This is a genomic window from Janthinobacterium goodfellowi (assembly GCF_051380695.1).
Lineage (GTDB): Bacteria > Pseudomonadota > Gammaproteobacteria > Burkholderiales > Burkholderiaceae_D > Janthinobacterium.
The window spans coordinates 90,495-115,982 of the sequence record NZ_JBNYXN010000007.1 but is presented as its reverse complement, the minus strand read 5'-3'; the positions used below and the strand labels follow the sequence as shown (position 1 = coordinate 115,982).

At 63.5% G+C, this 25,488-nt stretch carries 20 protein-coding genes and 1 other RNA gene; 6 read left to right on the top strand and 15 right to left on the bottom strand.

Annotation, left to right across the window (positions count from 1 at the left end):
- Nucleotides 1-7 precede the first annotated feature (7 nt).
- Nucleotides 8-1,378, bottom strand: coding sequence for a cache domain-containing protein (locus tag ACQ4WQ_RS23615; RefSeq protein WP_436500416.1), 1,371 nt, complete (start codon nucleotides 1,376-1,378; stop codon nucleotides 8-10).
- Nucleotides 1,379-1,623: 245 nt separating this feature from the next.
- On the opposite strand from ACQ4WQ_RS23615, the gene ACQ4WQ_RS23610 reads away from it, so the two are divergent.
- The 4 genes from ACQ4WQ_RS23610 (at nucleotide 1,624) to ACQ4WQ_RS23595 (ending at nucleotide 9,211) form a co-directional block, all read left to right on the top strand.
- Nucleotides 1,624-3,684, top strand: coding sequence for a carbon starvation CstA family protein (locus tag ACQ4WQ_RS23610; protein ID WP_326457768.1), 2,061 nt, complete (start codon nucleotides 1,624-1,626; stop codon nucleotides 3,682-3,684).
- Nucleotides 3,684-3,884, top strand: a complete 201-nt coding sequence (locus ACQ4WQ_RS23605; protein WP_010396213.1) for a YbdD/YjiX family protein — start codon at nucleotides 3,684-3,686, stop codon at nucleotides 3,882-3,884. Before ACQ4WQ_RS23610 ends, ACQ4WQ_RS23605 begins: the two co-directional genes overlap by 1 nt.
- A gap of 304 nt (nucleotides 3,885-4,188) precedes the next feature.
- Complete coding sequence (locus ACQ4WQ_RS23600; protein ID WP_436500413.1) at nucleotides 4,189-7,050, top strand: hybrid sensor histidine kinase/response regulator; 2,862 nt, start codon at nucleotides 4,189-4,191, stop codon at nucleotides 7,048-7,050.
- A gap of 1 nt (nucleotide 7,051) precedes the next feature.
- On the top strand, nucleotides 7,052-9,211 hold the full coding sequence (locus ACQ4WQ_RS23595; RefSeq protein WP_436500411.1) for a putative bifunctional diguanylate cyclase/phosphodiesterase: 2,160 nt from the start codon (nucleotides 7,052-7,054) through the stop codon (nucleotides 9,209-9,211).
- Here the strand turns inward: ACQ4WQ_RS23595 and ACQ4WQ_RS23590 are convergent.
- From ACQ4WQ_RS23590 to ubiD, 7 genes are all read right to left on the bottom strand, one after another.
- The gene (locus ACQ4WQ_RS23590) at nucleotides 9,180-10,328 is read right to left on the bottom strand and encodes an esterase-like activity of phytase family protein (protein WP_436500409.1); all 1,149 of its coding nucleotides are present in this window, start codon (nucleotides 10,326-10,328) and stop codon (nucleotides 9,180-9,182) included. The two genes, ACQ4WQ_RS23595 and ACQ4WQ_RS23590, sit on opposite strands and share 32 nt — an antisense overlap.
- A gap of 80 nt (nucleotides 10,329-10,408) precedes the next feature.
- Complete coding sequence (locus ACQ4WQ_RS23585) at nucleotides 10,409-11,626, bottom strand: CaiB/BaiF CoA transferase family protein (protein WP_436500407.1); 1,218 nt, start codon at nucleotides 11,624-11,626, stop codon at nucleotides 10,409-10,411.
- A gap of 3 nt (nucleotides 11,627-11,629) precedes the next feature.
- Entirely contained in the window at nucleotides 11,630-12,220 is a 591-nt protein-coding gene (recR, locus tag ACQ4WQ_RS23580; RefSeq protein WP_086138528.1) for a recombination mediator RecR, read from the bottom strand.
- A gap of 47 nt (nucleotides 12,221-12,267) precedes the next feature.
- A complete protein-coding gene (locus tag ACQ4WQ_RS23575) occupies nucleotides 12,268-12,594 on the bottom strand; it encodes a YbaB/EbfC family nucleoid-associated protein (RefSeq protein ID WP_034759121.1) in 327 nt (108 codons plus the stop codon).
- A gap of 40 nt (nucleotides 12,595-12,634) precedes the next feature.
- Entirely contained in the window at nucleotides 12,635-14,950 is a 2,316-nt protein-coding gene (gene dnaX, locus ACQ4WQ_RS23570) for a DNA polymerase III subunit gamma/tau (RefSeq protein ID WP_436500404.1), read from the bottom strand.
- 238 nt (nucleotides 14,951-15,188) lie between these two features.
- Nucleotides 15,189-15,287, bottom strand: an RNA gene (gene ffs, locus ACQ4WQ_RS23565) — signal recognition particle sRNA small type.
- Between the two features lie 185 nt (nucleotides 15,288-15,472).
- Nucleotides 15,473-16,957: a 4-hydroxy-3-polyprenylbenzoate decarboxylase gene (gene ubiD, locus ACQ4WQ_RS23560; RefSeq protein WP_071650179.1), complete on the bottom strand. Its 1,485-nt coding sequence runs from the start codon at nucleotides 16,955-16,957 to the stop codon at nucleotides 15,473-15,475.
- A gap of 478 nt (nucleotides 16,958-17,435) precedes the next feature.
- Here ubiD and ACQ4WQ_RS23555 point away from each other — a divergent pair, with 478 nt between their 5' ends.
- Nucleotides 17,436-18,353, top strand: a complete 918-nt coding sequence (locus ACQ4WQ_RS23555; RefSeq protein WP_414654742.1) for a transglycosylase SLT domain-containing protein — start codon at nucleotides 17,436-17,438, stop codon at nucleotides 18,351-18,353.
- A gap of 121 nt (nucleotides 18,354-18,474) precedes the next feature.
- Here the strand turns inward: ACQ4WQ_RS23555 and nusB are convergent, their stop codons facing one another.
- From nusB to ribBA, 3 genes are all read right to left on the bottom strand, one after another.
- The gene (gene nusB, locus ACQ4WQ_RS23550) at nucleotides 18,475-18,945 is read right to left on the bottom strand and encodes a transcription antitermination factor NusB (protein ID WP_070219581.1); all 471 of its coding nucleotides are present in this window, start codon (nucleotides 18,943-18,945) and stop codon (nucleotides 18,475-18,477) included.
- Nucleotides 18,946-19,136: 191 nt separating this feature from the next.
- Nucleotides 19,137-19,619, bottom strand: coding sequence for a 6,7-dimethyl-8-ribityllumazine synthase (gene ribH, locus ACQ4WQ_RS23545; RefSeq protein WP_099664961.1), 483 nt, complete (start codon nucleotides 19,617-19,619; stop codon nucleotides 19,137-19,139).
- A gap of 178 nt (nucleotides 19,620-19,797) precedes the next feature.
- The gene (gene ribBA / locus ACQ4WQ_RS23540) at nucleotides 19,798-20,916 is read right to left on the bottom strand and encodes a bifunctional 3,4-dihydroxy-2-butanone-4-phosphate synthase/GTP cyclohydrolase II (protein WP_070311568.1); all 1,119 of its coding nucleotides are present in this window, start codon (nucleotides 20,914-20,916) and stop codon (nucleotides 19,798-19,800) included.
- Between the two features lie 296 nt (nucleotides 20,917-21,212).
- Between ribBA and ACQ4WQ_RS23535 the strand changes: the two genes are divergently transcribed.
- Nucleotides 21,213-21,638 (top strand): OsmC family protein, encoded by a 426-nt coding sequence (locus tag ACQ4WQ_RS23535; RefSeq protein ID WP_326457775.1) that lies wholly within the window; start codon nucleotides 21,213-21,215, stop codon nucleotides 21,636-21,638.
- Here ACQ4WQ_RS23535 and ACQ4WQ_RS23530 read toward each other — a convergent pair.
- From ACQ4WQ_RS23530 to ACQ4WQ_RS23515, 4 genes are all read right to left on the bottom strand, one after another.
- Nucleotides 21,635-23,008, bottom strand: coding sequence for a hypothetical protein (locus tag ACQ4WQ_RS23530; protein WP_436500401.1), 1,374 nt, complete (start codon nucleotides 23,006-23,008; stop codon nucleotides 21,635-21,637). The genes ACQ4WQ_RS23535 and ACQ4WQ_RS23530 overlap by 4 nt on opposite strands.
- Nucleotides 23,009-23,104: 96 nt before the next feature.
- The gene (locus ACQ4WQ_RS23525; protein WP_230522560.1) at nucleotides 23,105-23,740 is read right to left on the bottom strand and encodes a riboflavin synthase; all 636 of its coding nucleotides are present in this window, start codon (nucleotides 23,738-23,740) and stop codon (nucleotides 23,105-23,107) included.
- 30 nt (nucleotides 23,741-23,770) lie between these two features.
- Nucleotides 23,771-24,844: a bifunctional diaminohydroxyphosphoribosylaminopyrimidine deaminase/5-amino-6-(5-phosphoribosylamino)uracil reductase RibD gene (ribD, locus tag ACQ4WQ_RS23520; protein ID WP_436500758.1), complete on the bottom strand. Its 1,074-nt coding sequence runs from the start codon at nucleotides 24,842-24,844 to the stop codon at nucleotides 23,771-23,773.
- A gap of 62 nt (nucleotides 24,845-24,906) precedes the next feature.
- Nucleotides 24,907-25,488, bottom strand: a complete 582-nt coding sequence (locus ACQ4WQ_RS23515) for a GspH/FimT family pseudopilin (RefSeq protein WP_436500399.1) — start codon at nucleotides 25,486-25,488, stop codon at nucleotides 24,907-24,909.

The window sequence follows — 25,488 nt, the reverse complement described above, 5'->3', positions numbered from 1 at the left end:
GCGTATCTCAGTGTGTGGATGGAAGGGCGAGCCGCGCCAGCACCACGGTGCCGGCCGCAGACGAGGTGATGTGCAGGCTGCCGCCGATGGCTTCCATGCGTTCCGTCATGTTGCGCAGGCCGATGCCGCGCTGCGGGTGCAGGGCGATGCCGTCGAAATCGAAGCCGCCGCCATTGTCGCCGATGCGCAATTCCACGGCCTTGCCCGTCTCACGCAGGCTCACTTCCACGCCGCGGGCATGGGCATGGCGCTCGCAATTGGTCAGCGCTTCCTGGGCGATGCGGAACAGCACGGTATTGACCATGTCGGGCAAGCCCTCGCCCGCCGCCGCGGGGCTGGCCGTGAAACTGGCTTGCGCGCTACTGCTGTCGTTAAATTCGTGCACGAGATGGTCGAGCGCGGCGGCCAGGCCCAGGTCGTCAAGGATGGCCGGGCGCAGGTTGTGCGAAATGCGCCGCACCTCGCCCAGCACCTTGTTCAGCTGCTCGGCGGCCCGCTCGAACGTGGCCGGCGCCTTTTCTTTCTGTTCCGCATTGCCGGCCAGGCGCGCGATGCCCGCCTCGATCTGCAGCTTGATCGACACCAGCCACTGGCTGATGCCGTCATGCAAATCGCGCGACAGCCGTGCCCGCTCTTCCTCCTGCGATTCGACCACCCGCTGCGCCAGCACTTTCAGCTTGGCATCGGCCACGCGCAGTTCGCGCAGGTTCAGCACGAGGCCGCAGGCAGCCACCAGCAGGGAGCCGAGGATGGCGATGGCGGCGATCAGTTCCATGGTCGAGCGGATATTGCGCGACTGCTGGGCATCGACCTTGGCCAGCGCCTGGTCCACGTCATCCATGTAGATGCCGGTCCCCATCATCCAGCCCCATTCCGGCATCAGGATCACATAGCCGAGCTTGGGCGCGGACTTGTTGGTCGACGGCTTGATCCAGTTGTAGCGCTCGAAGCCGCCGCCGCTCTTCGCCCGCTGCATCAGGCGCTGGATGGTCAGGTTGCCCTCGGCGTCGCGCAGCTCCCACAGATTCTGCCCCACCAGCTCGGGTTGGCGCGGATGCATCAGCGACTTGCCCTGCAAATCATAGATGAAGAAATAGCCATCGTCGCCATAGCTGAGGGCGGACAGGATGCGCTTGGCCTCCTCTTGCGTGGGGGCATCCTTGCGGCCCGAGCCATACAACGAGGCGATAGAATGGCTGGCCAGGGTCACGTAATGCTTGAGTTCGGCTTCCTTGCTGGCCAGATACGCCTGCTGGATGGTGGCGCGCTGCTGCTCGGCCAGGGTAATCGCCTGGTGCCGCACGGCAAACGCGATGGCGCACAGGGCGAGGATGAGCGGCGTGATGGCCAGGAAGATGACTTTCTGTCTGAGTTTCATGGCCTTGCGCGCTCCGGCGGCGTCGATGCTGGTGGGAATGGGTGATTTTACGTCGCGGCGCGGTGATCGGTCTGCGTAGTAATACTGAGCGTTACTGCGTAGTGCTGCGCTTGCCACGATTATACGATTCCTGAATACTCGCCATAAGCTGAAGATACACTAATTCACACCCAAACTGGCGACGACCAGGCTCGGCAGCACACATCATCGCACGGCACAGCGCCCGTCACATCTCTGGAGGAAGCATGAACCGCATTTTCAAACAGCTCGGCTGGGCAGCGCTTGCGCTGGCAGGCGCCGGGTCCCTGGGCGTTGTCGCCCTGCAACGTGGCGAACCGATCAGCGCGATCTGGATCGTCATCGCCGCCGTTTGCGTCTACCTGATCGCCTACCGTTTCTACAGCCTGTTCATCGCCGACAAGGTGCTGGGCCTCGATGCCCGCCGCATGACGCCCGCCTTCAAGCACAACGATGGCCTGGACCACGTGCCGACCAACAAATATGTGCTGTTCGGCCACCATTTCGCGGCGATCGCCGGCGCCGGCCCCCTGGTCGGCCCCGTGCTGGCCGCGCAGATGGGCTATCTGCCCGGCATGCTGTGGATTTTGGCGGGCGTCGTGTTCGCGGGCGCCGTGCAGGATTTCATCGTGCTGTTCATTTCCATGCGCCGCGACGGCCGCTCCTTGGGCGACCTGATCAAGGCTGAACTGGGCGAAATTCCCGGCATGATCGCCTTGCTCGGCTGCTTCATGATCATGGTCATCATCCTGGCAGTGCTGGCATTGATCGTCGTCAAGGCGCTGACGGGCTCGCCTTGGGGCAGCTTCACCGTGATGGCGACGATTCCCATCGCCCTGTTCATGGGCGTGTATTCGCGCTTCATCCGCGTCGGCCGCATCGGCGAGATTTCCGTCATCGGCTTTGTGCTGCTGATGCTGGCCATCATCGGCGGCCAGTACGTGCAGGAATCCGCCGTGCTGGGCCCGATGTTCACGTTCACGGGTACGGAACTGACGTGGATGCTGATCGGCTACGGTTTCATCGCTTCCGTCCTGCCCGTGTGGCTGCTGCTGGCGCCGCGCGACTACCTGTCTACTTTTCTTAAAATCGGCACGATTCTCGGCCTGGCCATCGGCATCATCGTCGTCGCGCCGTACCTGAAAATGCCGGCCATGACCAAGTTCATCGACGGCTCCGGCCCCGTCTGGTCCGGCAACCTGTTCCCCTTCCTGTTCATCACGATCGCCTGCGGCGCCGTCTCCGGCTTCCACGCGCTGATTTCCTCGGGCACCACGCCGAAGATGATCGAAAACGAAAGCCATGCCCGTTTCATCGGCTATGGCGCCATGCTGATGGAATCGTTCGTGGCCATCATGGCCCTGGTGGCCGCCTCGACCATCGAGCCGGGCATCTATTTCGCCATGAACAGCCCGGCCGCCCTGATCGGCACCACGGCCGAGTCCGCCGCCCAGGCGATCTCGCAGTGGGGCTTCTATGTCACGCCGGAAATGCTGACGCAGACGGCCAAGGACGTTGGCGAGCACAGCATCATCTCGCGCGCGGGCGGCGCACCGACCCTGGCCGTGGGCATGGCACAGATCCTGTCCGGCGCCATCGGCGGCAAGGCCATGATGGCTTTCTGGTACCACTTCGCCATCCTGTTCGAAGCGCTGTTCATCCTGACGGCCGTCGATGCGGGCACGCGTGCGGGCCGCTTCATGCTGCAAGACTTGCTGGGCAGCTTCGTGCCAGCGCTGAAACAGACGGAAAACGTCATCGCCAACCTGCTGGCCACGGGCCTGTGCGTGGCGGCCTGGGGCTACTTCCTGTACCAGGGCGTGGTCGATCCATTGGGCGGCATCAATACCCTGTGGCCGTTGTTCGGCATCGCCAACCAGATGCTGGCGGCCATCGCACTGATCCTCGGCACCTGCGTGCTGTTCAAGATGAAACGGGGCCAGTATGCGTGGGTGACGATCTTGCCGACGATCTGGCTGCTGCTGTGCACCTTGACGGCGGGCTGGCAAAAGATTTTCGATGCCAATCCGCGCGTCGGTTTCCTCGCGCATGCGAAGAAATACTCGGCGGCCCTCGATGAAGGCACCCTGCTGGCACCGGCCAAGTCGGTGGCGCAGATGCAGCAGATCATCTTCAACGATTACCTGGACGCCGGCCTGGCCGCTTTCTTCGTGGTGGTCGTCGTCAGCGTGCTGTTCTTCGGCATCCGCACCATCATGAAGGCGCGCGCCGACAGCCGTCCGAGCACCAAGGAAACGCCGTTCCAGGCCATGCCCACGGTGCAATGATGATCGACGAAATCATCAAGGCTGGACGGTATCTGGGGCAAAGCATGCGGCTCATGTGCGGCTTGCCCGAGTACGACACCTATGTGGCCCACCGGGAAGTGACCCATCCCGGCGAGCCGATGATGACGTATGAAGAGTTCTTCCGCGAACGGCAGGAAGCCCGCTACGGCGGGGCGGGAAAACGCGGCGGCTGCTGTTAAGACACCGGACCAAACCTACTGCGCGTCGGTATAGGCGGCTTGCGATGCTCACCGTACTAGAGTACGGTTGCGCTTCTCGGCCGCCTCTCCCTTCCGCTCGCTACGGTTTTGTCCGGCGTCTTGAACTAAAATAAATACGGTGGTGGTTCTTTGGAACTGCCCTCCGTTGTTTCCTCTCGTATAAGTTCCCCTCCCCTTTCTTCCATTAGACCCACATCAATATCGGGGTGTGTCTTCGCGTCTATATTTTTCCAATAGGAAATTAAAAATCAGTCAATAGACCGACGGGAGAAGCGCCGCCACCATGTTCAATTTCCAACGCTCCAGCATCAGCCAGAAGCTGACCATGATTTCGGTGCTGTCGTCGGGCTGCGCGCTGCTGCTGGTGTTCGTGGCGTTTGCGCTGACGTCCGTGCTCAGCCACAAGAACGATGAAGGCAAGCAATTGCTGTCGCTGGCGGGCGTGATCGGCGCGGCCGGCGCGGCGCCATTGCTGGCGGGCAAGCCGGGGCAGGCGCAGGCGGAACAGGTGCTGGCGGCGCTGGCGGCGCGCGACGAGATCGCCCAGGCGGCCCTGTTCGACCGGGGCGGCCGGCTGTTCGCCCTGTACCGCGCGCCGCAGCACGCGGACGGCCGGGCGGCGCCGGAAGACCTGGACCCGGCCCTGCTGGCCGACATGGCCGCAGAGTCCGTCACGCAAGGCTCGGGCACGACCCTGGCACCCGCCATGCGCTTGTACCGGCCCGTCTACCGGCCAGGCGAGCCGCAACAGCTGATCGGCGCCGTGCTGATCGAGGCGGACCTGAACCACATGTGGCGCGACATCGGCCGCCACGTGGGCGCCATCGGCGGCGCCACCGTGCTGTCCTTCCTGATCGCCGTGTTCCTCGCGCGGCGCTTCAAGAGCGTGATCGCCGAACCGATCACCAAGCTCATTGATACAGCGCAAAAAGTGTCGAGCAGCCAGACCTACAGCCACCGCATCGCGCACCAGCGCAGCGACGAGCTGGGCGTGCTGATCGACAGTTTCAATGACATGCTGGCGCAGATCGACAGCCGCGACAGCACGCTGGCAAATTACCGCGACCAGCTCGAGCGCCAGGTGGGCGTGCGCACGGCCCAGCTGGAAAAGGCCAAGGATGCGGCCGAGGCGGCCAGCCAGGCGAAGAGCGCGTTTCTCGCCACCATGAGCCATGAAATCCGCACACCGATGAATGGCGTGCTGGGCATGACGGAATTGCTGCTGGCCAGCCCGTTGACGCCGCAGCAGCGCCACTACACGAGCATGGTGCAGCGCTCGGGGCAAAACTTGCTAGTGATCATCAACGACATCCTCGATTTTTCCAAGATCGAGGCGGGCAAGCTGAGCGTGGAATACATCCGCTTCAATTTCCGCGAATTGCTCGACGACATAGAACACGTGTTCGCGCCGCAGGCGGAAGCAAAGAATATCAGCCTGGAATTCGATATCGCCTACGACATCCCCATCGCCATTTGCGGCGACCCGAACCGTTTGCGCCAGATCATCGTCAATCTGCTGGGCAATGCCATCAAGTTCACGGAAACGGGCAAGGTCACCGTGAAGGTGGCCGTATGCAGCGAAGATGCGCCCAGCGTGGGCTTGCGCTTCGAGGTGCACGACACGGGCATCGGCGTATCGAACGAGGCGCAGAGCCGCATCTTCGAATCGTTCTCGCAGGCGGACGGCTCGACCACGCGCAAGCACGGCGGCACGGGCCTGGGATTGACGATCTCGAAACAGCTGGTGGAGCTGATGGGCGGCACTATCGGCGTTAATAATGCTTTAACGCAAGGATCGATCTTCTGGTTCGAAGTAAATTTCGATAAGCGGAGAGTCGACAGCGACGACCCGTCCTTCAACCTGAAAACCACGCGAGGGTTACGCGCCTTGATCGTCGACCACACACCCGCCACGCGCGCCGTGCTGGAGCGGCAACTGGCCAGCTGGCACATCGTCAGCGACAGCGCCGGCACGGCCGGCGACTGCCTGGCCAAGCTGCGCGCGGCCGCGCAGGCGGGCACGCCGTATGGCGTGGCGCTGCTCGACATGGAATTGCCGCGCACCAGCGGCCTGGCCCTGGCCGCCACCATCAAGAGCGACCCGCTGCTGGCCGACCTCAAATTACTGCTGCTGAGCACGGAACAGGCGGCGGCCGACCCCGTGCAGCGGCGCGAGGCTGGCGTGGCCTTCCAGCTGATCAAGCCGGCCCGCGAATGCGATTTGTTCGACTGCATCGTCACGCCGCCGCGCGCCAGCGAGGGCATGCGCATCCATCCGCCGCATGCGGCGCGGCAGGTGGGCCGGCGCCAGCGCCGCCGCGTGCTGCTGGCCGAAGACAATCCCGTCAACGTGGAAGTGGCGCTGGCCATGCTCGACAGCCTGGGCCTGGACGTGGTCTGCGCGCGCAACGGCGAACAGGCCCTGCAGGCGGCGCAGGCCGAGGATTTCGATCTGATCCTGATGGATTGCCAGATGCCCGTGATGGACGGCTTTGCCGCCACGGCGGAAATCCGCCGCCACGAACAGCAGTGCGGCCACGCGCGCGTGCTGCCCATCGTCGCCATCACGGCCAATGCGCTGCAGGGCGACCGCGAAGCGTGCCTGGCGGCCGGCATGGACGATTACCTGAGTAAACCGTTCACGCAGCAAGACCTGGGCCACACGATCGCGCGCTGGATCACCCTGCCGCGCGCGGCCACCGTGCACCACAGCGAAGCGCCGCAGGCGCAAGCGCCCGTGGAGGCGCCGCCCGAAGCGCCGCCGCCGGCGCCTGCCTCCCCGGCATCCGGGCAGCCGCTGAACCGGCAGGCGCTGGAAAACATCCGCGCCCTGTCCGGCACGGATGGCGATGCGCTGCTTGAACGCGTCATCCTCGCGTTTACCGGCGAGACGCCGCGCCAGTTGATCGCCATGCGCGAAGCCATCGCGAAAACGGATGCGGAAACCCTGCGCAAGGTGGCGCACAGCCTCAAGTCGGGCAGCGCCAACGTGGGCGCCGATGGCCTGGCGCAGCTGTGCAAGGAGATGGAAAAACTGGGCCGCGCCGGCAGCACCGAGGGCGCGGCTCCCCTGCTGCAGCAGATGCAGCAAGCCTTCCTGGCCGTACGCGAATCGCTGAACGCCATCCTCGTGAAGGAACACTGACATGACAGCGCCCCTCTCCCCTCCCCGCGGCCTGGTGCTGGTGGCCGACGACGATCCCGTGATGCGCTTGCTGATGCGGCAGATGCTCACGCAAGTGGGCCTGGACGTGATCGAGGCCGAAGATGGCGTGCAGGCCCTGGCCAGCTACAAGCACAGCGGGCCGGACCTGGTCATGCTCGACGTCGACATGCCGGCCATGGACGGCTTTGCCGTGTGCCGCGAAATCCGCCACCAGGAAGTGGGCGGCACCGTGCCCATCATCATGGTCACGGGCGGCGACGAGCTGGAAGCCGTCACGCGCGCCTACGAAGTGGGCGCCACCGATTTCATTTCCAAGCCCATCAACTGGCCCATCCTCGGACACCGCGTGCTGTACGTGCTGCGCGCCAGCGACGCCATCGCCCGCCTGCGCATCGCCGACGCGCACAACCGCGCCGTGCTGGCTGCCATCCCCGACACCTTCTTTCGTCTCAACCGCGACGGCTTTTATCTCGACTACGAACAGGGCCACGACGCCAGCGCGGGCTTTTCCCTCAGCGACTGCGTGGGCAGCCATATCCGCGACGTGCTGCCTCCCGAAATCGCCGCGCGCCTGCTCGACAAGGCGCACGCCGTGCTGGCCACGCAGCATATCGGCTCGGTCGACTACACGCTCACGCACGAAGACAGCACGCGCCATTTCGAGGCGCGCCTGGTGGCGACGGGGGCCGATGAAGTGCTGGGCCTGGTGCGCGACATCAGCGAGCGCAAGCGCACGGAAGAGCAGATCCGCCGCCTCGCCTATTGCGACAGCCTGACGGGCATCCCCAACCGCCAGGCCTTCCTGGAAACACTGGAACGGGAACTGGTACGCTCGAAGGAGCACGACAAGAAATTCGCCGTGCTGTTCATGGACCTCGACGCCTTCAAGCGCATCAACGACACCCTGGGCCACGACGTGGGCGACCACTTGCTCAAGGTGGTGTCCGAACGCCTGCGCGAAACCATCCGCCCCAGCGACCTGGTGCTGCGCGCCGAGCACGAGTTCGAGGCGTCGTCCGGCGGCAGCAACCTGGCGCGCCTGGGCGGCGACGAATTCACGATATTGATTCCCGACCTGGAGCGGGTGGAAGACGCGCTGAACGTGGCGCACCGGGTCAAGGAAGCCATGCGCCGGCCCTTCATGATCGAGGGGCACGAGATTTTCGTCACGGCCAGCATCGGCATCTCGCTGTATCCGGAAGATGGCGAGGATTGCAACTCGCTGTTGAAATATGCGGACACGGCCATGTACCACGCGAAGAACTGCGGCAAGAACAACGCCAAGCTCTACAGTTCATCGCTGACGATGGAAATCATGAGCCACGTCAAGATGGAAGTGGGCTTGCGCAAGGCATTGCAGAACAACGAACTGTACTTGCTGTACCAGCCGCAGATCGACGTGCCCAGCACGCAGATCGTCGGCGTCGAAGCGCTGGTGCGCTGGCGCCACCCCGAACGGGGCGTCATCTCGCCCACGGAATTCATCCCGCTGGCCGAAGAGACGGGACTGATCGTGCCCATCGGCGAATGGGTGCTACGCACGGCGTGCAACCAGGCCAAGGCGTGGCAAAGCGATGGCGGACGGGCCATCCGCATGGCCGTCAACCTGTCGGCCAAGCAATTCAAGGATGAAAACCTGATGCAGATCGTGCTCTCTGCCCTGGCCGACACGGGCCTCGATGCGCGCCTGCTGGAACTGGAATTGACGGAAGGGACATTGATGGACGATGCGCGCGCCACCATGGTGACGCTGGAGCAATTGCGCGGCATCGGCGTGTACCTGTCGATCGACGACTTCGGCACGGGATATTCGTCGATGAATTATCTGAAACGCTTCGAGGTGCGGGCCCTGAAAATCGACAAGAGTTTTATCGCCGGCTTGCCGCAGGACACGGAAAACGCGGCCATCACGCGCGCCATCATCGCCATGGCGCACGGTTTGAAAATGGTGGTGGTGGCCGAGGGCGTGGAGACGGACGAGCAACTGCTGATGCTGGAAGAATACGGCTGCGACATGGCCCAGGGATACTTTTTAGGCCACCCGTCGCCGCACGACACGATCACGGCCATGCTGGCCAGGCAGGCGGGCCAGCTGGCCAGCCTGGAAACTAGAGCACTTCGAAGGCAAGGATTTGCGTGACTTGCTGCGGATTGAAATTATCGTCGGAAATCATCACCAGGCTGCGGCGGCCATTTTCCAGGCGCGGGCCCCAGCTGATGCCTTCGATATTGTCGACCCGGGGCAGGCCGATCTTTTCCAGGTCCAGCAGCAATCGCTTGCGCGCCGGCACATAAGTCGCACCCGCCAGGGCGGGGATAGCCTGGATATCGGTGGCGCCATCCGTCTCCATTTCGTAGATACGCACGTGATTCGTGTAAAGGCCGTCGGCGTTGGCCACGCCGGCCCGCTCCACCACCAGCACCTGATGGTCGTTGACGGCGAGGATTTCCGATACGCCATTGTCCGCTTCGCGCCCCGGCGCAGGCCGCGACGCCACCGGCTCGATCGGATACGCATACTGGCCCAGCACCTTGCCGGCGCGGTCCAGGCGCGTGATGCGCACGACGGAGCCGTTGTCGGGCGTGGCCAGCGGGCCGTCCTGGTACAGGGCCGCTTCCATGCCCAGCCACAAGCTCTTGCCATCGCTGGCAAACGACAGCGCCTCAAAGCTCATGTTGTTGCGCGAGCCGACCTCGTTCTTCGAGACGTTGAACATGGCGGGCGTGGGCAAGGTGGCCAGGTAATGGCCGCCGCTATCGGCGTGGCGCACGAACGGGTGCAGGCCCACCTTGCGGTTGCCTTCGCTGCCGTACCACAGGCTGCCATCGTGCGGATCGACGCGGATGGTTTCGATGTCGGGCACCTGGTCGCCCTGCTCCAGTTTGGCATGCGCCAGGTTCGGATAGCGGCTGCCATCGGGCTGCGTGAAGAAATGCACGCTTTTCAAGGTCACGCCAGAGAATTTCTCACTGTCGTAATCGAGCGCGGCACGGTAGAAGCGGGCCGGATTGATTTCCGAGCGGTCATCGCTTTCCATCACCCAGCTGTTGTTGGCCGCATCGTAGTCGATGCCGGACAAGCCGCCCACCGTGGTGCCCTCGAACGCGTATTTCAAGGCGATACGCTGTTCGCCGATCAGGCGCAGGCCGCCCACGCCAGGCGCATCGGCGTAATGCGAGGCGGGCGGGATATTACAGGCGGAGACAAGGATGGCGGCGGACGCCAGGGCAAGCGCGGTACGGAAAAATCGATGCATGACAGGTATCAGTGAGTTGCGTAGGTCGGATTAGCGTAGCGTAATCCGACAACATTGTTGGCCCGGTCGGTAGCGTCGGATTACACCACCCCGCCGGCCTTGAGCCGCGCAATGGCGGTCGCGTCAAACCCCAGCGACGCCAGCACCTCGTCGTTGTGCTGGCCCAGGGTGGGCCCCAGCCATTGCGTCTTGCCCGGCGTGGCGGACAGTTTCGGGCTGATGGCGGGCAATTTGACGGGCGTGCCGTCGGCGAAATGGTGCTGTTCGAACATATTCCGGGCGAGAAATTGCGGATCGCTCATCATGTCGCGCACCGAGTAAATCTTCCCGGCCGGCACATCGGCCGCCTTCAGCACGGCCAGCGCGCTGTCTATCGTGTGCGTGGCGCACCAGGCGCCGATGGCGTCGTCGATTTCCTGCGTGCGCGCCACCCTGCCGTCGTTGCGCGCCAGCTGCGGGTCGCCCGCCATGTCGATGCGGCCCATGGCCAGCATCAATCGCTTGAAGATGGCGTCGCCATTGCCCGCGATGACGATGTTTTCGCCGTCGCCCGTCGTGTAGGTATTCGAGGGCACGATGCCGGGCAGGGAGCCGCCCGTGCGCTCGCGCACCACGCCCGCCTGGTCGTACTCGGGCACCAGCGACTCCATCAGGTTGAACACGGATTCGTACAGGGCCACGTCGACCATCTGCCCTTCCCCGTGCTCGCGCCCGCCCGTCACGTCGCGGTGGCGCAGCGCCATCATGGCGCCGATCACGCCATGCAGGGCCGCCACGGAGTCGCCTATCGACACGCCGACACGCACGGGCGGGCGGTCGGCAAAGCCGGACACATAGCGCAGGCCGCCCATCGATTCGCCGATGGCGCCGAAACCGGGCAAATCCTTCATCGGACCCGTCTGGCCAAAGCCGGACAGGCGCACCATGATCAGGGACGGCTTTTCCTTTTTCAGCTGTTCATAGCCGAGGTCCCACTTTTCCAGCACGCCGGGGCGGTAATTCTCGATGATGATGTCCGCTTCCAGGGCCAGCTGGCGCGCGATCGCCCGGCCCTCGGGCGACTTCAGGTTCAGGGTGACGCTTTTCTTGTTGCGCGCCTGCACCGACCACCACAGCGAGGTGCCGTCTTTCAGCACGCGCCAGGTACGGATGGGGTCGCCGCCATCGGGCGACTCGATCTTGATCACGTCGGCGCCGAATTCGGCCAGCATGCGGGCGCAGAACGGCCCCGCGATCAGGGTGCCCAGTTCCAGGACTTTGATGCCCGCCAGGGGACCTGCCGACGTTTTTTCTTGCATGATTTAGGTTGCCCTGCGGTCGAGCATCGCGCGGGCAATCGTGCCCGCGTCGACGTATTCCAGTTCGCCGCCCACGGGCACGCCGCGGGCCAGGCGGCTCACGCGCAAGCCCCGCGCCTTCAGCATTTCGCTGATGTAGTGGGCCGTCGCTTCGCCTTCATTCGTGAAATTGGTGGCCAGCACCACTTCACCGACCACACCATCGTTGGCGCGGCTCAATAATTTTTCGAGGTGGATGTCTTTCGGGCCGATGCCGTCCAGCGGCGACAGCCGCCCCATGAGCACGAAATACAGGCCCTTGTAGGTGAGCGTCTGCTCGATCATCAGCTGGTCGGCGGGCGTTTCCACCACGCACAGCAAGCGCTTGTCGCGCTCTTCGTCGAGACAGGTCTCGCACACTTCATGTTCGGTAAAGGTATTGCACAGGCCGCAGTGATGCACGGCATCGACGGCCTGGAACAGGGCGCGCGACAGCATGGCCGCGCCTTCCCTATCGTGCTGCAACAAATGAAACGCCATCCGCTGCGCCGACTTGGGGCCGACGCCGGGCAGGCGCCGCAGCGCCTCGGTCAAAAATTCAAGCGACTTGGACATGGATCAACCCTGCCCCGTGCCACAGATCGAGCGCATGCGGTGTTGCATCAGAATGGCATTTTGAAGCCGGCTGGCAAGTTCATGCCACCGGTCAAACCTGCCATTTTTTCCGCGGACGTCGCTTCCGCCTTGCGCACGGCGTCGTTGAAGGCGGCGGCCACCAGGTCTTCCAGCATGTCCTTGTCGTCGGCCAGCAGCGATGGGTCGATGGACACGCGCTTGACGTCGTTCTTGCACGTCATGACGATCTTGACCAGGCCGGCGCCGGACTGGCCTTCCACTTCCACCAGCGCCAGTTGTTCCTGGGCCTTTTTCATGTTGTCTTGCATTGCTTGCGCCTGCTTCATCAGGCCAGCCAGTTGATTTTTCATCATGAGAATGCTCCGTTAATTCAGTTTGTAAGTGTGTTAATCATCAATGCAGGGTCGGCGCGGCGGAGCCGGCCGGTGCGGGGGTAATCGTTCCCGGCACGACAAAAGCGTCAAATGCACGCTTCATCTCGAGCACGAAGGGATCGCTGGCGATGGTTTCTTCCGCGGCAAGCTGGCACGCCTCGCGGTGGGCCTGCGCTTCCGCGCTGGCCGTGTACCAGACGGCGCCCAGTTCCGTGTCGACATTGACCTTGCGGCCGAAGCGCTCGGTCAGCGCGGCCGCCAGTTTTTCCACGTTGGCCGGGCTGCGCCACGTGTCGATCGGCACGCGCAGGCGGAACGTGGTGCTGTGGCCATCGTGCAGGCATTCGATCAGCTCGGCTTGCACGGCCAGTTGTTGGGCCACGCCGCGCAAAGGCAGCACGGCGGCCACGGCCGGCCAGTTGCCGTCCCAGTCCAGGCCCGGCACAGGCGTGATCACATACGGCCCGCTGGGCGCGGCTTGCTTGGCGGCACGCTGCGGCATGACGACGGCGGGCTGCTCGCTGCTCTGCGCGGCGGGCGCGGACACGGCGGCCGAGGCGCTGTCGTCGGAAAATTCGGTGACCCACGGCGGCAAGTCGTCATCTGCTTGCTGCTGCGGCGGCGGAGCGGCGGGACGCGCCTGCTGCACGGGCGCGACTGCGGGCGCCTCCATCACGGCCACGGGCGGCGCATCGTCCCACGGCGCCGGCGCTTGCGCGGCCGCCGGTGGCGGCGGTGCAACCTGCACGGGCGCTGCAGGAGCGGGCGCCACTACGGCAGCGGCCGGTGCCGGAGCGGCCGGCTTGGGCGCCGACGTTGGCGCCGACGGCGCGCTGCCCGGACGGCCTTTCGAGGCGGCGCGGGCCGCTTCCAGCGCCGCATTGATGGCGGCGCGGGCCGAACTGATCGGCGCGCCCGAGGCTGCCGGGGCAGCCGCAGCTGGAGGGGCGACGGGCAGCGGTGCCACTGGTGCGGGTGCCGGGGCTGCTGCAGGCGCGGGTGCCGGTGCGGGCGCGGCCGCGCGCGGCGGCGGCGCTTCGCTGCGCGCCATGCTGGCGGCGGCAGCGGCGACAACGGCAGGCGGTGTCACGGCGGCATGGCTGGCCACGCTGTTCGTGGCGGCGCGGGCGGCCGGTGCGGATGCGCCAGCGGCGGCGCGCGCGGCGGCCACGGCGGCGGGACGATTGCCTGGAGCCGACGCAGGTGCGGCAGCCGGCACGCCTTCGGCGCCGCCTATGCCGGGCCGAAAGGCCAGCATGCGCAGCAAGGTCATGGTGAAGCCCGCGTATTCGTCGGGCGCCAGGCCCAGTTCATTGCGGCCATGCACGGCGATCTGGTAAAACAGCTGCACTTCTTCCGCGTCGAAGGAACCGGCCAGACGCACGATGTCCGCGTATTCGGGCAAGTCCTGCGGCAAGGCGGCGGGCACGGTTTGCGCCAGCGCAATGCGGTGCAGCAAGGTGCCCAGGTCCTGCAGCGCGCCGTTATACGACAGGCTGCGCGAGGCCATCTCGTCGGCCACGGCCAGCAAGTCGGCACCATCCTGCTGCGCCAGCGCGTCGAGCAGGCGCACCAGGTACGATTGGTCGAGCGCGCCCAGCATGCCTTGCACGGCATCGAGCGTCACTTCGCCGGCCGCATACGCGATGGCCTGGTCCGTCAGCGACAGCGCATCGCGCATGGAACCGTGGGCGCCCTGGGCCAGCAGGCGCAAGGCCGGCTGTTCGAAGGCGATGCCCTCCTGCCCCAGGATATTGTCCAGGTGGCTGATGATGTGGCCGGGCGGCATCTGCTTGAGGTTGAACTGCAGGCAGCGCGACAGCACGGTCACGGGTATCTTTTGCGGGTCAGTCGTGGCCAGGATGAACTTGACGTGCTCGGGCGGCTCTTCCAGCGTCTTCAGCATGGAATTGAACGCGTGATTGGTCAGCATGTGCACCTCATCGATCATATAGACCTTGAAGCGCGCATTGCTGGGCGCGTAGACCGCCTGTTCCAGCAGCTGCGCCATTTCATCGACGCCGCGGTTCGATGCCGCATCCATCTCTATATAGTCGACAAAGCGTCCCGCGTCGATCGCCGTGCACGCTTCGCACACGCCGCACGGCTGGGCCGTGATGCCGCCCGTGCCGTCGGGGCCGATGCAATTGAGCGATTTGGCCAGGATGCGCGACAGGGTCGTCTTGCCGACGCCGCGCGTACCCGTGAACAGGTAGGCGTGATGCAATCGGCCGCTGTGCAAGGCATGCGTGAGCGCGCGCACGACGTGCTCCTGGCCGACGAGCGTCTCGAAATTCTTGGGGCGGTATTTACGGGCGAGGACTTGATAGGACATGCTGAGATTTTACCATGCGATTTTGCGGGTGATCCTGCGCGGCGGGCGCAAGCCTCATGGCCGGGCCAGGCAAACCTGGCAAACGCGGCAAAGCAGCAATTGTATAACATGGCCAGGTGGAAATATGGAAAACACGGCAAGCCCGGCAATGCTGAGGCGTCGCAGGAAAATGACGCCGCAAAAGCAAAAAAGCTGCCCATGGCAGCTTGATTGTCGATCCTGATAAAACATTCCCGAAGGAGGCGAGCCTGATCTGCGGCACTCATGGTTAATAGCCGTGGCTGCTTCGTTCCCGACCTGACCAGGTTAGCCATGCCACGATGCGCAGGGGCCCGCCGGGGACAATTATAACCGACCTGCGCAAGATTGGGAAATTGCCGTGTCAATGCTGTGTGCGTCGGCGTAGGTCGGCTTAGGCCGCAGGCCGTAAGCCGACACTTCCGAGTACGCAGATCGTGAACATGCAAGCAACGTCGGGTTACGCGCAAGCGCTAACCCGACCTACCCCGACCCACCCAATACCTACAAACCCAGCTCTTGCCAGATCCCATCCACCTTGGCCTTCACTTCCGGCGTCATGGCGATCGTCGTGCCCCACTCGCGCGTCGTTTCGCCCGGCCATTTATTCGTCGCATCGATGCCCATCTTGCTGCCCAGGCCGCTGACGGGCGAGGCGAAGTCCAGGTAATCGATGGGCGTGTTGTCGACCAGGGTGGTGTCGCGAATCGGGTCGACCCGCGTGGTGATGGCCCAGATGACCTCTTTCCAGTCGCGGATATTCACGTCTTCGTCGACCACCACGATGAACTTGGTATACATGAACTGGCGCAGGAAACTCCACACGCCAAACATCACGCGCTTGGCGTGGCCCGCGTACTGTTTCTTGATCTGCACCACGGCCATGCGGTAGCTGCAGCCTTCGGGCGGCAGATAGAAGTCCGTGATTTCGCTGAACTGCTTTTGCAGCAGCGGCACGAACACTTCGTTCAGGGCCAGGCCCAGCACGGCCGGTTCGTCCGGCGGTTTGCCTGTATACGTGGAGTGGTAGATCGGGTCGCGGCGCATCGTGATGCGGTCGATCGTGAACACGGGGAAACTGTCCTGCTCATTATAGTAGCCCGTGTGGTCGCCATACGGCCCTTCCAGCGCGTGCTCGTAGCCGCTCGGATGGTTTTCGTCCGGGTAGATATGACCTTCGAGCACGATTTCGGCCGAGGCGGGCACACGCAGCTCGCTGCCGATGGCTTTCACCAGTTCCGTGCGGCTGCCGCGCAGCAAGCCGGCGAACTGGTATTCGGACAGGCTGTCCGGCACCGGCGTGACGGCCCCTAATATAGTAGCGGGATCGGCGCCGAGCGCGACGGCGATCGGATACGGCTTGCCCTTGCTCTGGATCGCATGCTCGCGGAAGTCCAGCGCCCCGCCCCGGTGCGCCAGCCAGCGCATGATGACCTTGTTACGTCCCAGCACTTGCTGGCGGTAGATGCCCAGATTTTGCCGCTTCTTGTTCGGCCCCTTGGTGATCACCAGGCCCCACGTGATCAGGGGGGCGACGTCGCCGGGCCAGCAATGCTGGATCGGCAGGCGCGCCAGGTCGACGTCATTGCCTTCCCAGACGATTTCCTGGCATTTGGCGCCGCGCAATTCCTTCGGCGACATGTCCCACACGGATTTCACCAGGGAACCCAGGCCCAGCAGATCCTTGAAATCCTTCGGCGGCTCCGGTTCCTTCAGGCGCGCCAGCACATGGCCGATCTTGCGCAATTCGCTGACGTCTTCCGCGCCCATGCCCAGCGCCACGCGGCGCGTGGTGCCGAACAGATTACCCAGCACCGGCATGTCGTATCCCGTCGGATTGTTGAACAGCAAGGCCGGCCCGCCCGCGCGCAAGGTACGGTCGCACACTTCCGTCATCTCCAAAATCGGTGAAATGGGGGTCGAAATGGGCTTAAGTTCACCCATTTGTTGCAGTTGAGAAATAAAATCTCGCAAATCTGAATATTTCATGTGTTTTTAATTTTTTTTGACGTCGGACGCCGTTGCTGAAGGATCTATGCCAAGTAATTGATTTTATTGGCTTTTGGCACAATGCAAGTCAAAAAGTAAGACATAAAAGTAATAAAGAAACGATTCGTTAGTATTGACTTGATATAAAACGGCTTCTACAATTCGCCCAACTTGAAAGAGCACGCCGGCCCAGAGCTTGATTTTAGCGTTTCTCTTTCATTCACGGAGTCGGGGCTCCACATGACATTTTAAGGAGTGTTTTCAAAAGGCGTCTGCCTTACCCCCGGTAAAAGTTGTATTGCGACTGATCCAATACCAGCATGGGACCGATCAGCTCAAGCAAGCAATGACGGCGTTTCTCGCACGCATCCATACGCGGCGGAAACGATGATATTTCTGATGCACGGCATTGGCAGTACCCACAACACCGCGACACCGCGGAGGGACTGCCTGTTGACGCGACATTTCGGGGAACTCTATGACTCATCGTAGCACTGAAGCAGCATTGCCTGCTTCAACCGTGGCTGGCCAGCCAGCGTTGGCGCGTTTGCGCGCCCGCGCACAAGCCATTTCGGCACGTGGTGTTTTGACCACCGCGCAACACACACTGACAGTCTTCGGCATTTCCGCCCTGGCACTGATCGCCCTGCTGATGTTCCGCCCCGACCTGGGCAAGCAACTGACGCACAGCCTGTTCCCGCTGCCGATGACAGAAGCGCAAGCCGTCGAAGCGCCGGCCCTGTCGGCACTGATGGAAGCGCCTGCATCCGTGCAAACGGCCGCCGCCAGCGAAGCACCTTTGACCAAGGAAGAAAAAGCCTTGCTGGGCACGCAAAAGCAGCAGCAATGGGTTACCAACTGGCTTTCCAAACGCTACCGCGTGGCCAACGATGCGACCAATATGCTCGTCTCGACGGCCTACCTGACAGCCCGTGAAATCAAGCTGGACCCGCTGCTGATCCTGGCCGTGATGGCCATCGAATCGGGCTTGAACCCGTTCGCGGAAAGCCCCGTCGGCGCGCAAGGCCTGATGCAAGTCATGTCGAAAGTGCACCATGAGCGCTTCCAGGAAATGGGCGGCGTGCAGGCAGCCCTGAATCCCGTCGCCAACATCCGCGTCGGCTCCCTGATCCTGAAAGACTACGTCACGCGTGGCGGTTCCGTCGAAGCGGGCTTGAAAACCTATGTGGGCGCCGCCAACTTCGCCACCGACTCGGGCTACGGCTCGCGCGTGCTGGCCGAATACCGCCGCCTGAAGCAAGTGTCGGCCGGCCAGCGCGTGCCGACCAGCACGCCAGTGATGGCATCGAACACGCCAGCGCCAGCCAAGGCGCCTGCGCCGGAAAGCGGCATCACCATCAAAGTGCTGCCGCACAACGAGATCGCCGGCCTGTGACCCTTTAAAAGCCCTCACAGGGGCATCCGAAAAGCAGCACCCAGCAAAAAAGCCACCGCACGCAAGTGCCGGTGGCTTTTTTATTGCCCTGCGGCATCAGCCGCAGGAACTACTCACTATATTACTTGCGCTTGTTGGCGTTGACTTCTTCCTCGCGGAATTTCACTGCCAGCTTGTCCAGCACGCCGTTCACATACTTGTGGCCGTCGATGCCGCCAAACGACTTGGCCAGCTCGACCGCTTCGTTGATGACGACGCGGTACGGGATTTCCATGTTGTTCTTCAGCTCGAATGCGCCGATCAGCAGGATGCCGTGTTCGATGGGCGACAGTTCCGCGATATTGCGGTCGATCAAGGGCGCCATGCTGTCGCGCAGCGCCAGCGAATCCTTGATGGCGCCGTACAGCAGCACCGTGAAATGATCGCCATCGGCCTTGTCGAAGCCGTGGGCCGCGCGAATATTGTTCACGACGGTGGTCGCGTCTTCATTGTTCAGCAGCCACTGGTACAAGCCCTGCAGCGCGAACTCGCGCGCGCGGTGACGCGGCGTGCGGTTTTTGCTGGGATTGGCGAGCAAATTTTTCTCAGTCATGATTGTTACCTGTTCTTAAATACGTGTTCACTACAAATTCCGGCGAGACAGCACGGCGCGCTTTTCAACGCGCCGCAGCCAACCGCGTATCAGAACGTTCGAGAAAATGCTCAGAGCAAGGCGCGGGCCCGAATGTACGGCGAGGGCTTGCAACGCAGCTATGGGCGTTTTATCGGACGTTCACTACACGGCTAGTCCTCCTCGGATTCCTGCAACTCTTCCAGCGCTTGCGCCAGATTAGCCATTTCCACTGCCACGCGTGCCGCTTCGGCTCCCTTGACCAGCATGCGCACTTCCGCCTGCTCGTCGTTTTCCGTAGTCAACACTGCGTTGGCGATGGGGATGCCGTAATCGAGACCGACGCGCGTGATGCCCGCGCCCGATTCGTTCGATACCAGCTCGAAGTGGTAGGTTTCACCGCGAATCACGGCGCCCAATGCGATCAGGGCGTCGAATTGCTCGGTTTCTGCCATTTTTTGCAGAATCAGCGGGATTTCCAGGGCGCCCGGCACGGTCACGTGCAGGATATCTTCATCGGCCACGCCCAGCTTGCTCAACTCTTCCAGGCATGCCGACAGCAAGCCACCGCCGACGATTTCATTGAATCGTGCCTGGACGATACCGACGCGCAAACCTTCGCCGGCAAAATTGGTTTCGTATGCTCCTACGGTCATCATATGCCTCTTTAATCTGGTGGTTCAGGGCGGCATGCACATGCCGCCATCGTTTACTCTTACATCGACGCCTGACAAAATCGTAGCGAGCGGCAGCGAGTTGTGGCCAAGAAGCGCAACTGTACGAATAGTACAGTGAGCATCGCAGGCCGCAAATCGCGACGCGCAGTAGATTTGGTTAGGCGTCCTGGCCTGGATGGCACTGAAAACCCGTGACTTCCAGGTCGAAACCGACCATCGACGGCATCTTGCGGGGGCTAGCCAGCAATTGCATCTTGCTCACGCCCAGGTCGCGCAGGATTTGCGCGCCGATGCCATAGCTGCGCAAGTCCATGCTGGCGGCGCGGCCTTTCGGCTTGGCTTGCGGCGTATCGAGCGCGGCGAACTGGGCAAACAGCTCGCTCGACGTCTCGCCGCAGTTCAGCAAAACCATCACGCCCCGCTCGGATTGCTTGATGGCGGCCATCGAGGCGGCCACCGTCCACGAGTGGGTGGTCGCTTCGCTTTCCAGCACGTCCAGCAGGGAAACGGGCTGGTGCACGCGCACCAGCGCTTCCAGGCCGGGTGCCAGGTCGCCATGCACGAGGGCCAGGTGGGCCGACGCGCTGGGCTTGTCGCGGAAAGCGATCAGGCGGAATTCGCCATGCGCCGTGTGCAGGGTACGCTCGGCAACGCGTTCAACCAGGGACTCCGTCTGGCTGCGGTAATGGATCAGGTCGGCAATCGTGCCGATCTTCAGGCCATGCTGCTCGGCAAACACCAGCAAGTCCGGCAGGCGCGCCATGGTGCCGTCGTCCTTCATGATTTCGCAAATCACGGAGGCGGGCGTCAGGCCGGCCATGGCCGTCAAGTCGCAACCGGCTTCCGTATGGCCTGCGCGCATCAGCACGCCGCCTTTTTGCGCTTTCAGCGGGAAGATATGGCCAGGCTGGACGATATCGCTGGGCTGCGTGCCCTTGGCAACAGCTACCTGGATGGTCTTGGCGCGGTCGGCGGCGGAAATGCCCGTCGTCACGCCTTCGGCCGCTTCGATCGACACGGTAAAGTTGGTGCCGTAGGCGGTGCCGTTGCGCGACGTCATCATCGACAGGTTCAGCTCGTCGCAACGCTCTTCCGTCAGGGTCAGGCAAACCAGGCCACGCGCATGCGTGATCATGAAATTGATGGCTTCAGGCGTCACGAAATCGGCGGCAAGCACCAGATCGCCCTCATTTTCCCGGTCTTCTTCATCGACCAGTATCACCATGCGGCCGGCGCGCAATTCGGCGACGATCTCTTCGGTGCTGGATATAGACATCATGGATCCTCTTAGTGAGACTAAAAACTGAAACATCGCGTGCGAATATTCCGCGAATTTCCGGGAATTTTCTTATAACCCGCTATTTTAAAGGATTTAGCGCTTGCAGACCTGAAATAAGACAGCTTTGCGGCATGGGCGCCGCAGCTGGCCCCACAAAGCGCCGACTCCCCGAGCCTGCGCACGGCGGCGGCAAGGCGCGCGCCGCCAGCCTTGCAAAGAGCATAAGATCAGCCAGTCACCGCCACGGCGCTTGACACTCCACTCTCAGCGACACCCTACACAGGAGCGGCAACATGAAAACCAATGGATCGGCCATCTGGTCAGGCGGCATCAAGGACGGCAAGGGCGCCATCAGCACGCGCAGCGGCGCCTTGCAGGAATATCCCTACGGCTTTGCCAGCCGCTTCGAAGGCAAGCCCGGCACGAATCCCGAGGAACTGATCGGCGCCGCCCACGCGGGCTGCTTCACCATGGCCCTGTCGCTGATCCTCGGCGAAGCGGGCCTGACGGCGGAAAAGATGGAAACGACGGCCGAAGTCACCCTGGACAAGGTCGACGACGGTTTTGCCATCACGGCCGTCCACCTGATCCTGAAAGCGAAGATACCGGGTGCCGACCAGGCGAAATTCGCGGAATTGACGGGCAAGGCCAAGGCTGGCTGCCCCGTGTCGAAGCTGCTTAAAGCCAACATCACCCTGGACGCCTCCCTGCTGCCCTAGATTTTCGTCACGGGCTTGACCGGTTCCACAGGGGCCACCGGCGCCACCAGCGGCAGGCGCGAGTCGCTGGCCGGCAATGGCCGGTTCATCAAGCCGGGATTCAGGGCCGCATTGTTCAGGTTATACGCGGCAATGGCCGCCGCCACGGACGGGTCTTGCGACGAGGGCGGCGGCACGGCACGGCCCGCCGCTTGCGCGGCCAGCTCTTGCGCCTGCGCATTTTGCTGGGCCAGCTGGGCTTGCGCCGTCGCCAGGCCCGCATCGGCTTGCCCCTGCGCGGCGCGCGCCAGCGACTGCGCCCGCTCGCTCGCCGCCTGGGCCGCCATTTGCGCGTCGCTGGCGGCCAGCTGCGCCCGCGCCGCATCGTCCGCCGCCGCTTGCGCCTGCTCCTGCAAGCCCTGCTGCTGCACTTGCCCCTGGCGCAACTCGTCCACCCGTGCGGTTTCCTGCTGCTGCGCCTGCTGATCGGCATTCATGCGGTCGCTGTCGAAGCGTTGGGCATCAACGCGCTGGCTGTCCGTGCGCTGCACCTGCGGCAAGTCCGCGGTATTGTCGGCTTGTTGCGCCGACGTCTGGGGCCGCAGCTCCTGCAAGTCCAGGTTCAGCTCTTCCGCTTCCAGCTGCTGTTGCAGTTCCAGTTGTCGCTGTGCAATCGCGGCCGTTTGCGGCGGCGCCTCGTCGATGGCCTGCGGCTGCGCGGCCTGCAGCGCTGCGCCCGTCAAATCCGCTTCGACATTGGTCGCCAGCGGCGCGCCCTGCCGCTGGGCCAGCACGGCGCCCACCTGCGCCAGCACGTCCGTTCCCTGCTGCAAGGCATCCAAGGTGGCATTGCTGTCGGCCGCATACGCGGCCTGTAAAGTTGCGGGGTTGACATCTTCATTGCGCAAATCGATGCCGATGCGGGCCAGGCCCGCCTGCGTGAGCAGGCTGCCGTCCTGCGCCAGTGCGGCGGCCGCATCCGTCGTGCCGTCGCCCGACAACAAATCGTAGCGCTGCGCCAGGCTGCCCGGCGTGTCGCCCGCCGTCGCCAGCTGGCTGGCATCGATGCCGCTCGTTTGCAGCTGGGCGAACGATTCCGTCAGTTGCCGCGCCAGCGCCAGCAAGTCGTCATTGACATTCACGGAGGTATTGGCCGCCATGGCCTCTTCCGTGGCGCCCTGCAAGGCCAGCAATTGCCGGCGCGACAAGGCCACGCCGGACAGGAACTGGCCCAGCGGAGAGATGTCGACCTGGGTCGATGACAAAACGGCAAGGGCCGCCGCCGCGCTCGAAGGCGGCACTGGCAGCGCGGGCGCCAGCGGCGCCGTCTGATCAACACGGGACGTGGCCGGGATGGTGTTGGGCACGGTTGCGCGCGAAATCGGGTCCATGGCTAGCCTCCACTGCGGAAAGCTTCATAGTATGCGCGTCTGCAAGAAAAGCAACACACGCTTGGCAAGGCGAGAATGTGTTGCGGTGTTCTTGTATCAGGCGGCAGCCTTGTCCAGTGACAGCATGCGCTCGACATAGCGGGCGATCAGGTCGATCTCCAGGTTGACCTTGCCATCGACCGTCAAGTGTTTCAGGGTGGTCATGGCGATGGTGTGGGGAATCAAATTGATCGAGAAGCGACAGCCGTTGACGGCGCCCGCGCCCAGGTCTTCCACGCGGTTGACGGTCAGCGATACGCCATTGACGACGACGGAACCCTTGAAAGCGAGGTATTTCGCCAGTTCGTGCGGCGCTTCGATCACCAGTTCCCACGATTCGCCTACGGCTTCGAACTTGCGCACGATGCCCAGGCCGTCGACGTGGCCGGACACCAGATGGCCGCCCAGGCGCTCGGCCAGGGTCAGGGCTTTTTCCAGGTTCACTTCCGTCGTCGTATCGAGGCCCACGGTGCAATTGAGGCTTTCGCGCGAGACATCGACGGCAAAACCCGTGTCCGACTTTTCCACCACCGTCATGCAGGCGCCATTGATGGCGATGGAATCGCCGAGGGCCACGTCGGCCAGCGGCAAGCCGCCCGCGTGGATGTTCAGGCGCACGCCTGCGTCGAGGCCGCCTTCGAGTGCTTGCACGGTTTCAATCTTGCCAATGGCGGCAACAATTCCTGTGAACATGGAGCTAACCTTATAAAAATGATGAAAGTATTAATTGCGCTGGGCGAATCTTGCAAGGATACGCAAATCTTCGCCCACTTGCTGGACTTGGTGAAATTGCAAGGTCCGCTGCTGCTTGATATCCGTCAATGCCGGCAAGGCAAACATGCCTTGCGCGTCGCCCAGCAAGGTGGGCGCCAGGTAGACCAGCAACTCGTCGACGCAGCCTTCGCGGATCAGCGAACCGTTCAGCCTGGAGCCGGCCTCGACGTGGACTTCATTGATTTGCCGGCGTCCCAGCTCCAGCATCAGCGCGGCCAGGTCGACCTTGCCTGCCGCATTCGGCAACATGATGACTTCCGCGCCCAGGGCGCGCAGCTGCGCTTCCTTTTCCGGATTAGCCACGGCCGCCACGATCCACGTGCCGCCGCCCTGCAAGATGCGCGCGTCGAGCCTGATGTCGAGCCGGCTGTCGACGACGATGCGGCGCGGCTGGCGCGGCGTCTCGACGGCGCGCACGTTCAGTTGCGGGTCGTCCGCCTTGACCGTGCCGATGCCCGTCAGGATGGCGCAGGCGCGCGCGCGCCACGCGTGACCATCGGCGCGCGCCTGCGGCCCCGTGATCCACTGGCTCTGGCCATTGTGCAAGGCCGTCATGCCATCCAGGCTGGCCGCCGTTTTCATGCGCACCCACGGCTTGCCGCGCTGCATGCGCGAAAAGAAGCCGATATTCATTTCATACGCCTCGTCGGCCAGCACGCCCGTGGTGACGGCGATGCCGGCCGCTTCCAGCTTGGCCAGCCCCTGCCCCGCCACCAGCGGGTTCGGATCCGTCATGGCGGCCACGACGCGCCCCAAGCCCGCACGCACGAGCGCATCGGAGCAAGGCGGCGTACGGCCATGGTGGTTGCACGGTTCCAGGGTGACATAGGCCGTGGCGCCGCGCACGTCGTTGCCGCGCGCCGCCGCATTGGCCAGCGCCTGCACCTCGGCATGATCCTGCCCGGCCGCCTGCGTCACGCCGGCACCGATCACCTGACCATCCCGGACGATCACGCAGCCGATGCGGGGATTGGGCGAGGTCGTGTATAAACCGCGCGCCGCCCATTCCAGCGCCAGGCGCATGCCATCGATATCGTTGAGTATTTCCACGGGCTTCTTTGAGAGTGAGTAATAGATAAGTCGGGTTACGAACTGTCGGCCACGCCGCTACAATTGACCGCTTGCTGCTGCGGGTCGCACACGCGCACCCTGCCCAGCATATTGATTTTAATATGGCGCACCTGCTTTCCCAAAGCCAGGGACAAGGTCCCCCAGCGCGCCGCCAGGCTATTGGTCGCGCTGCAACTGCGTCCTGCGCCATTGTAGGCGATATAAAACGGTGCCGTGGCCGAGGAAAACGCGAACTGGGTCGCAATGCCCGCCGGCAGCGGCCCCTGGCGGAACAGCAATTCGTCGCCATCGTCGAACGCCAGGTTGGCATTGCTGTCAATAAACACCAGCCAGCCCGTGCGCCAATCCGTGCCGCCGGGCCCGGACGGCATCAACAGCACGCGCTGTCCGCGCGCCATCGCCTGCGCCCGCGTCAATTCGATGGCCGAGAACAAGTCCGTGGCCGCCGCGCGCACTTGCTGGCGCGCCAGCAGAAGCTGCAAGCTGGGCAGGGCCGCGGCCGCCAACAGAGATGTAATCGCCAGCACGGCCAGCACTTCGAGCAGGGTATGCCCGCAGGTGCGCCTGCTCCACATTGGACGCTTGCGCGTGGCCAT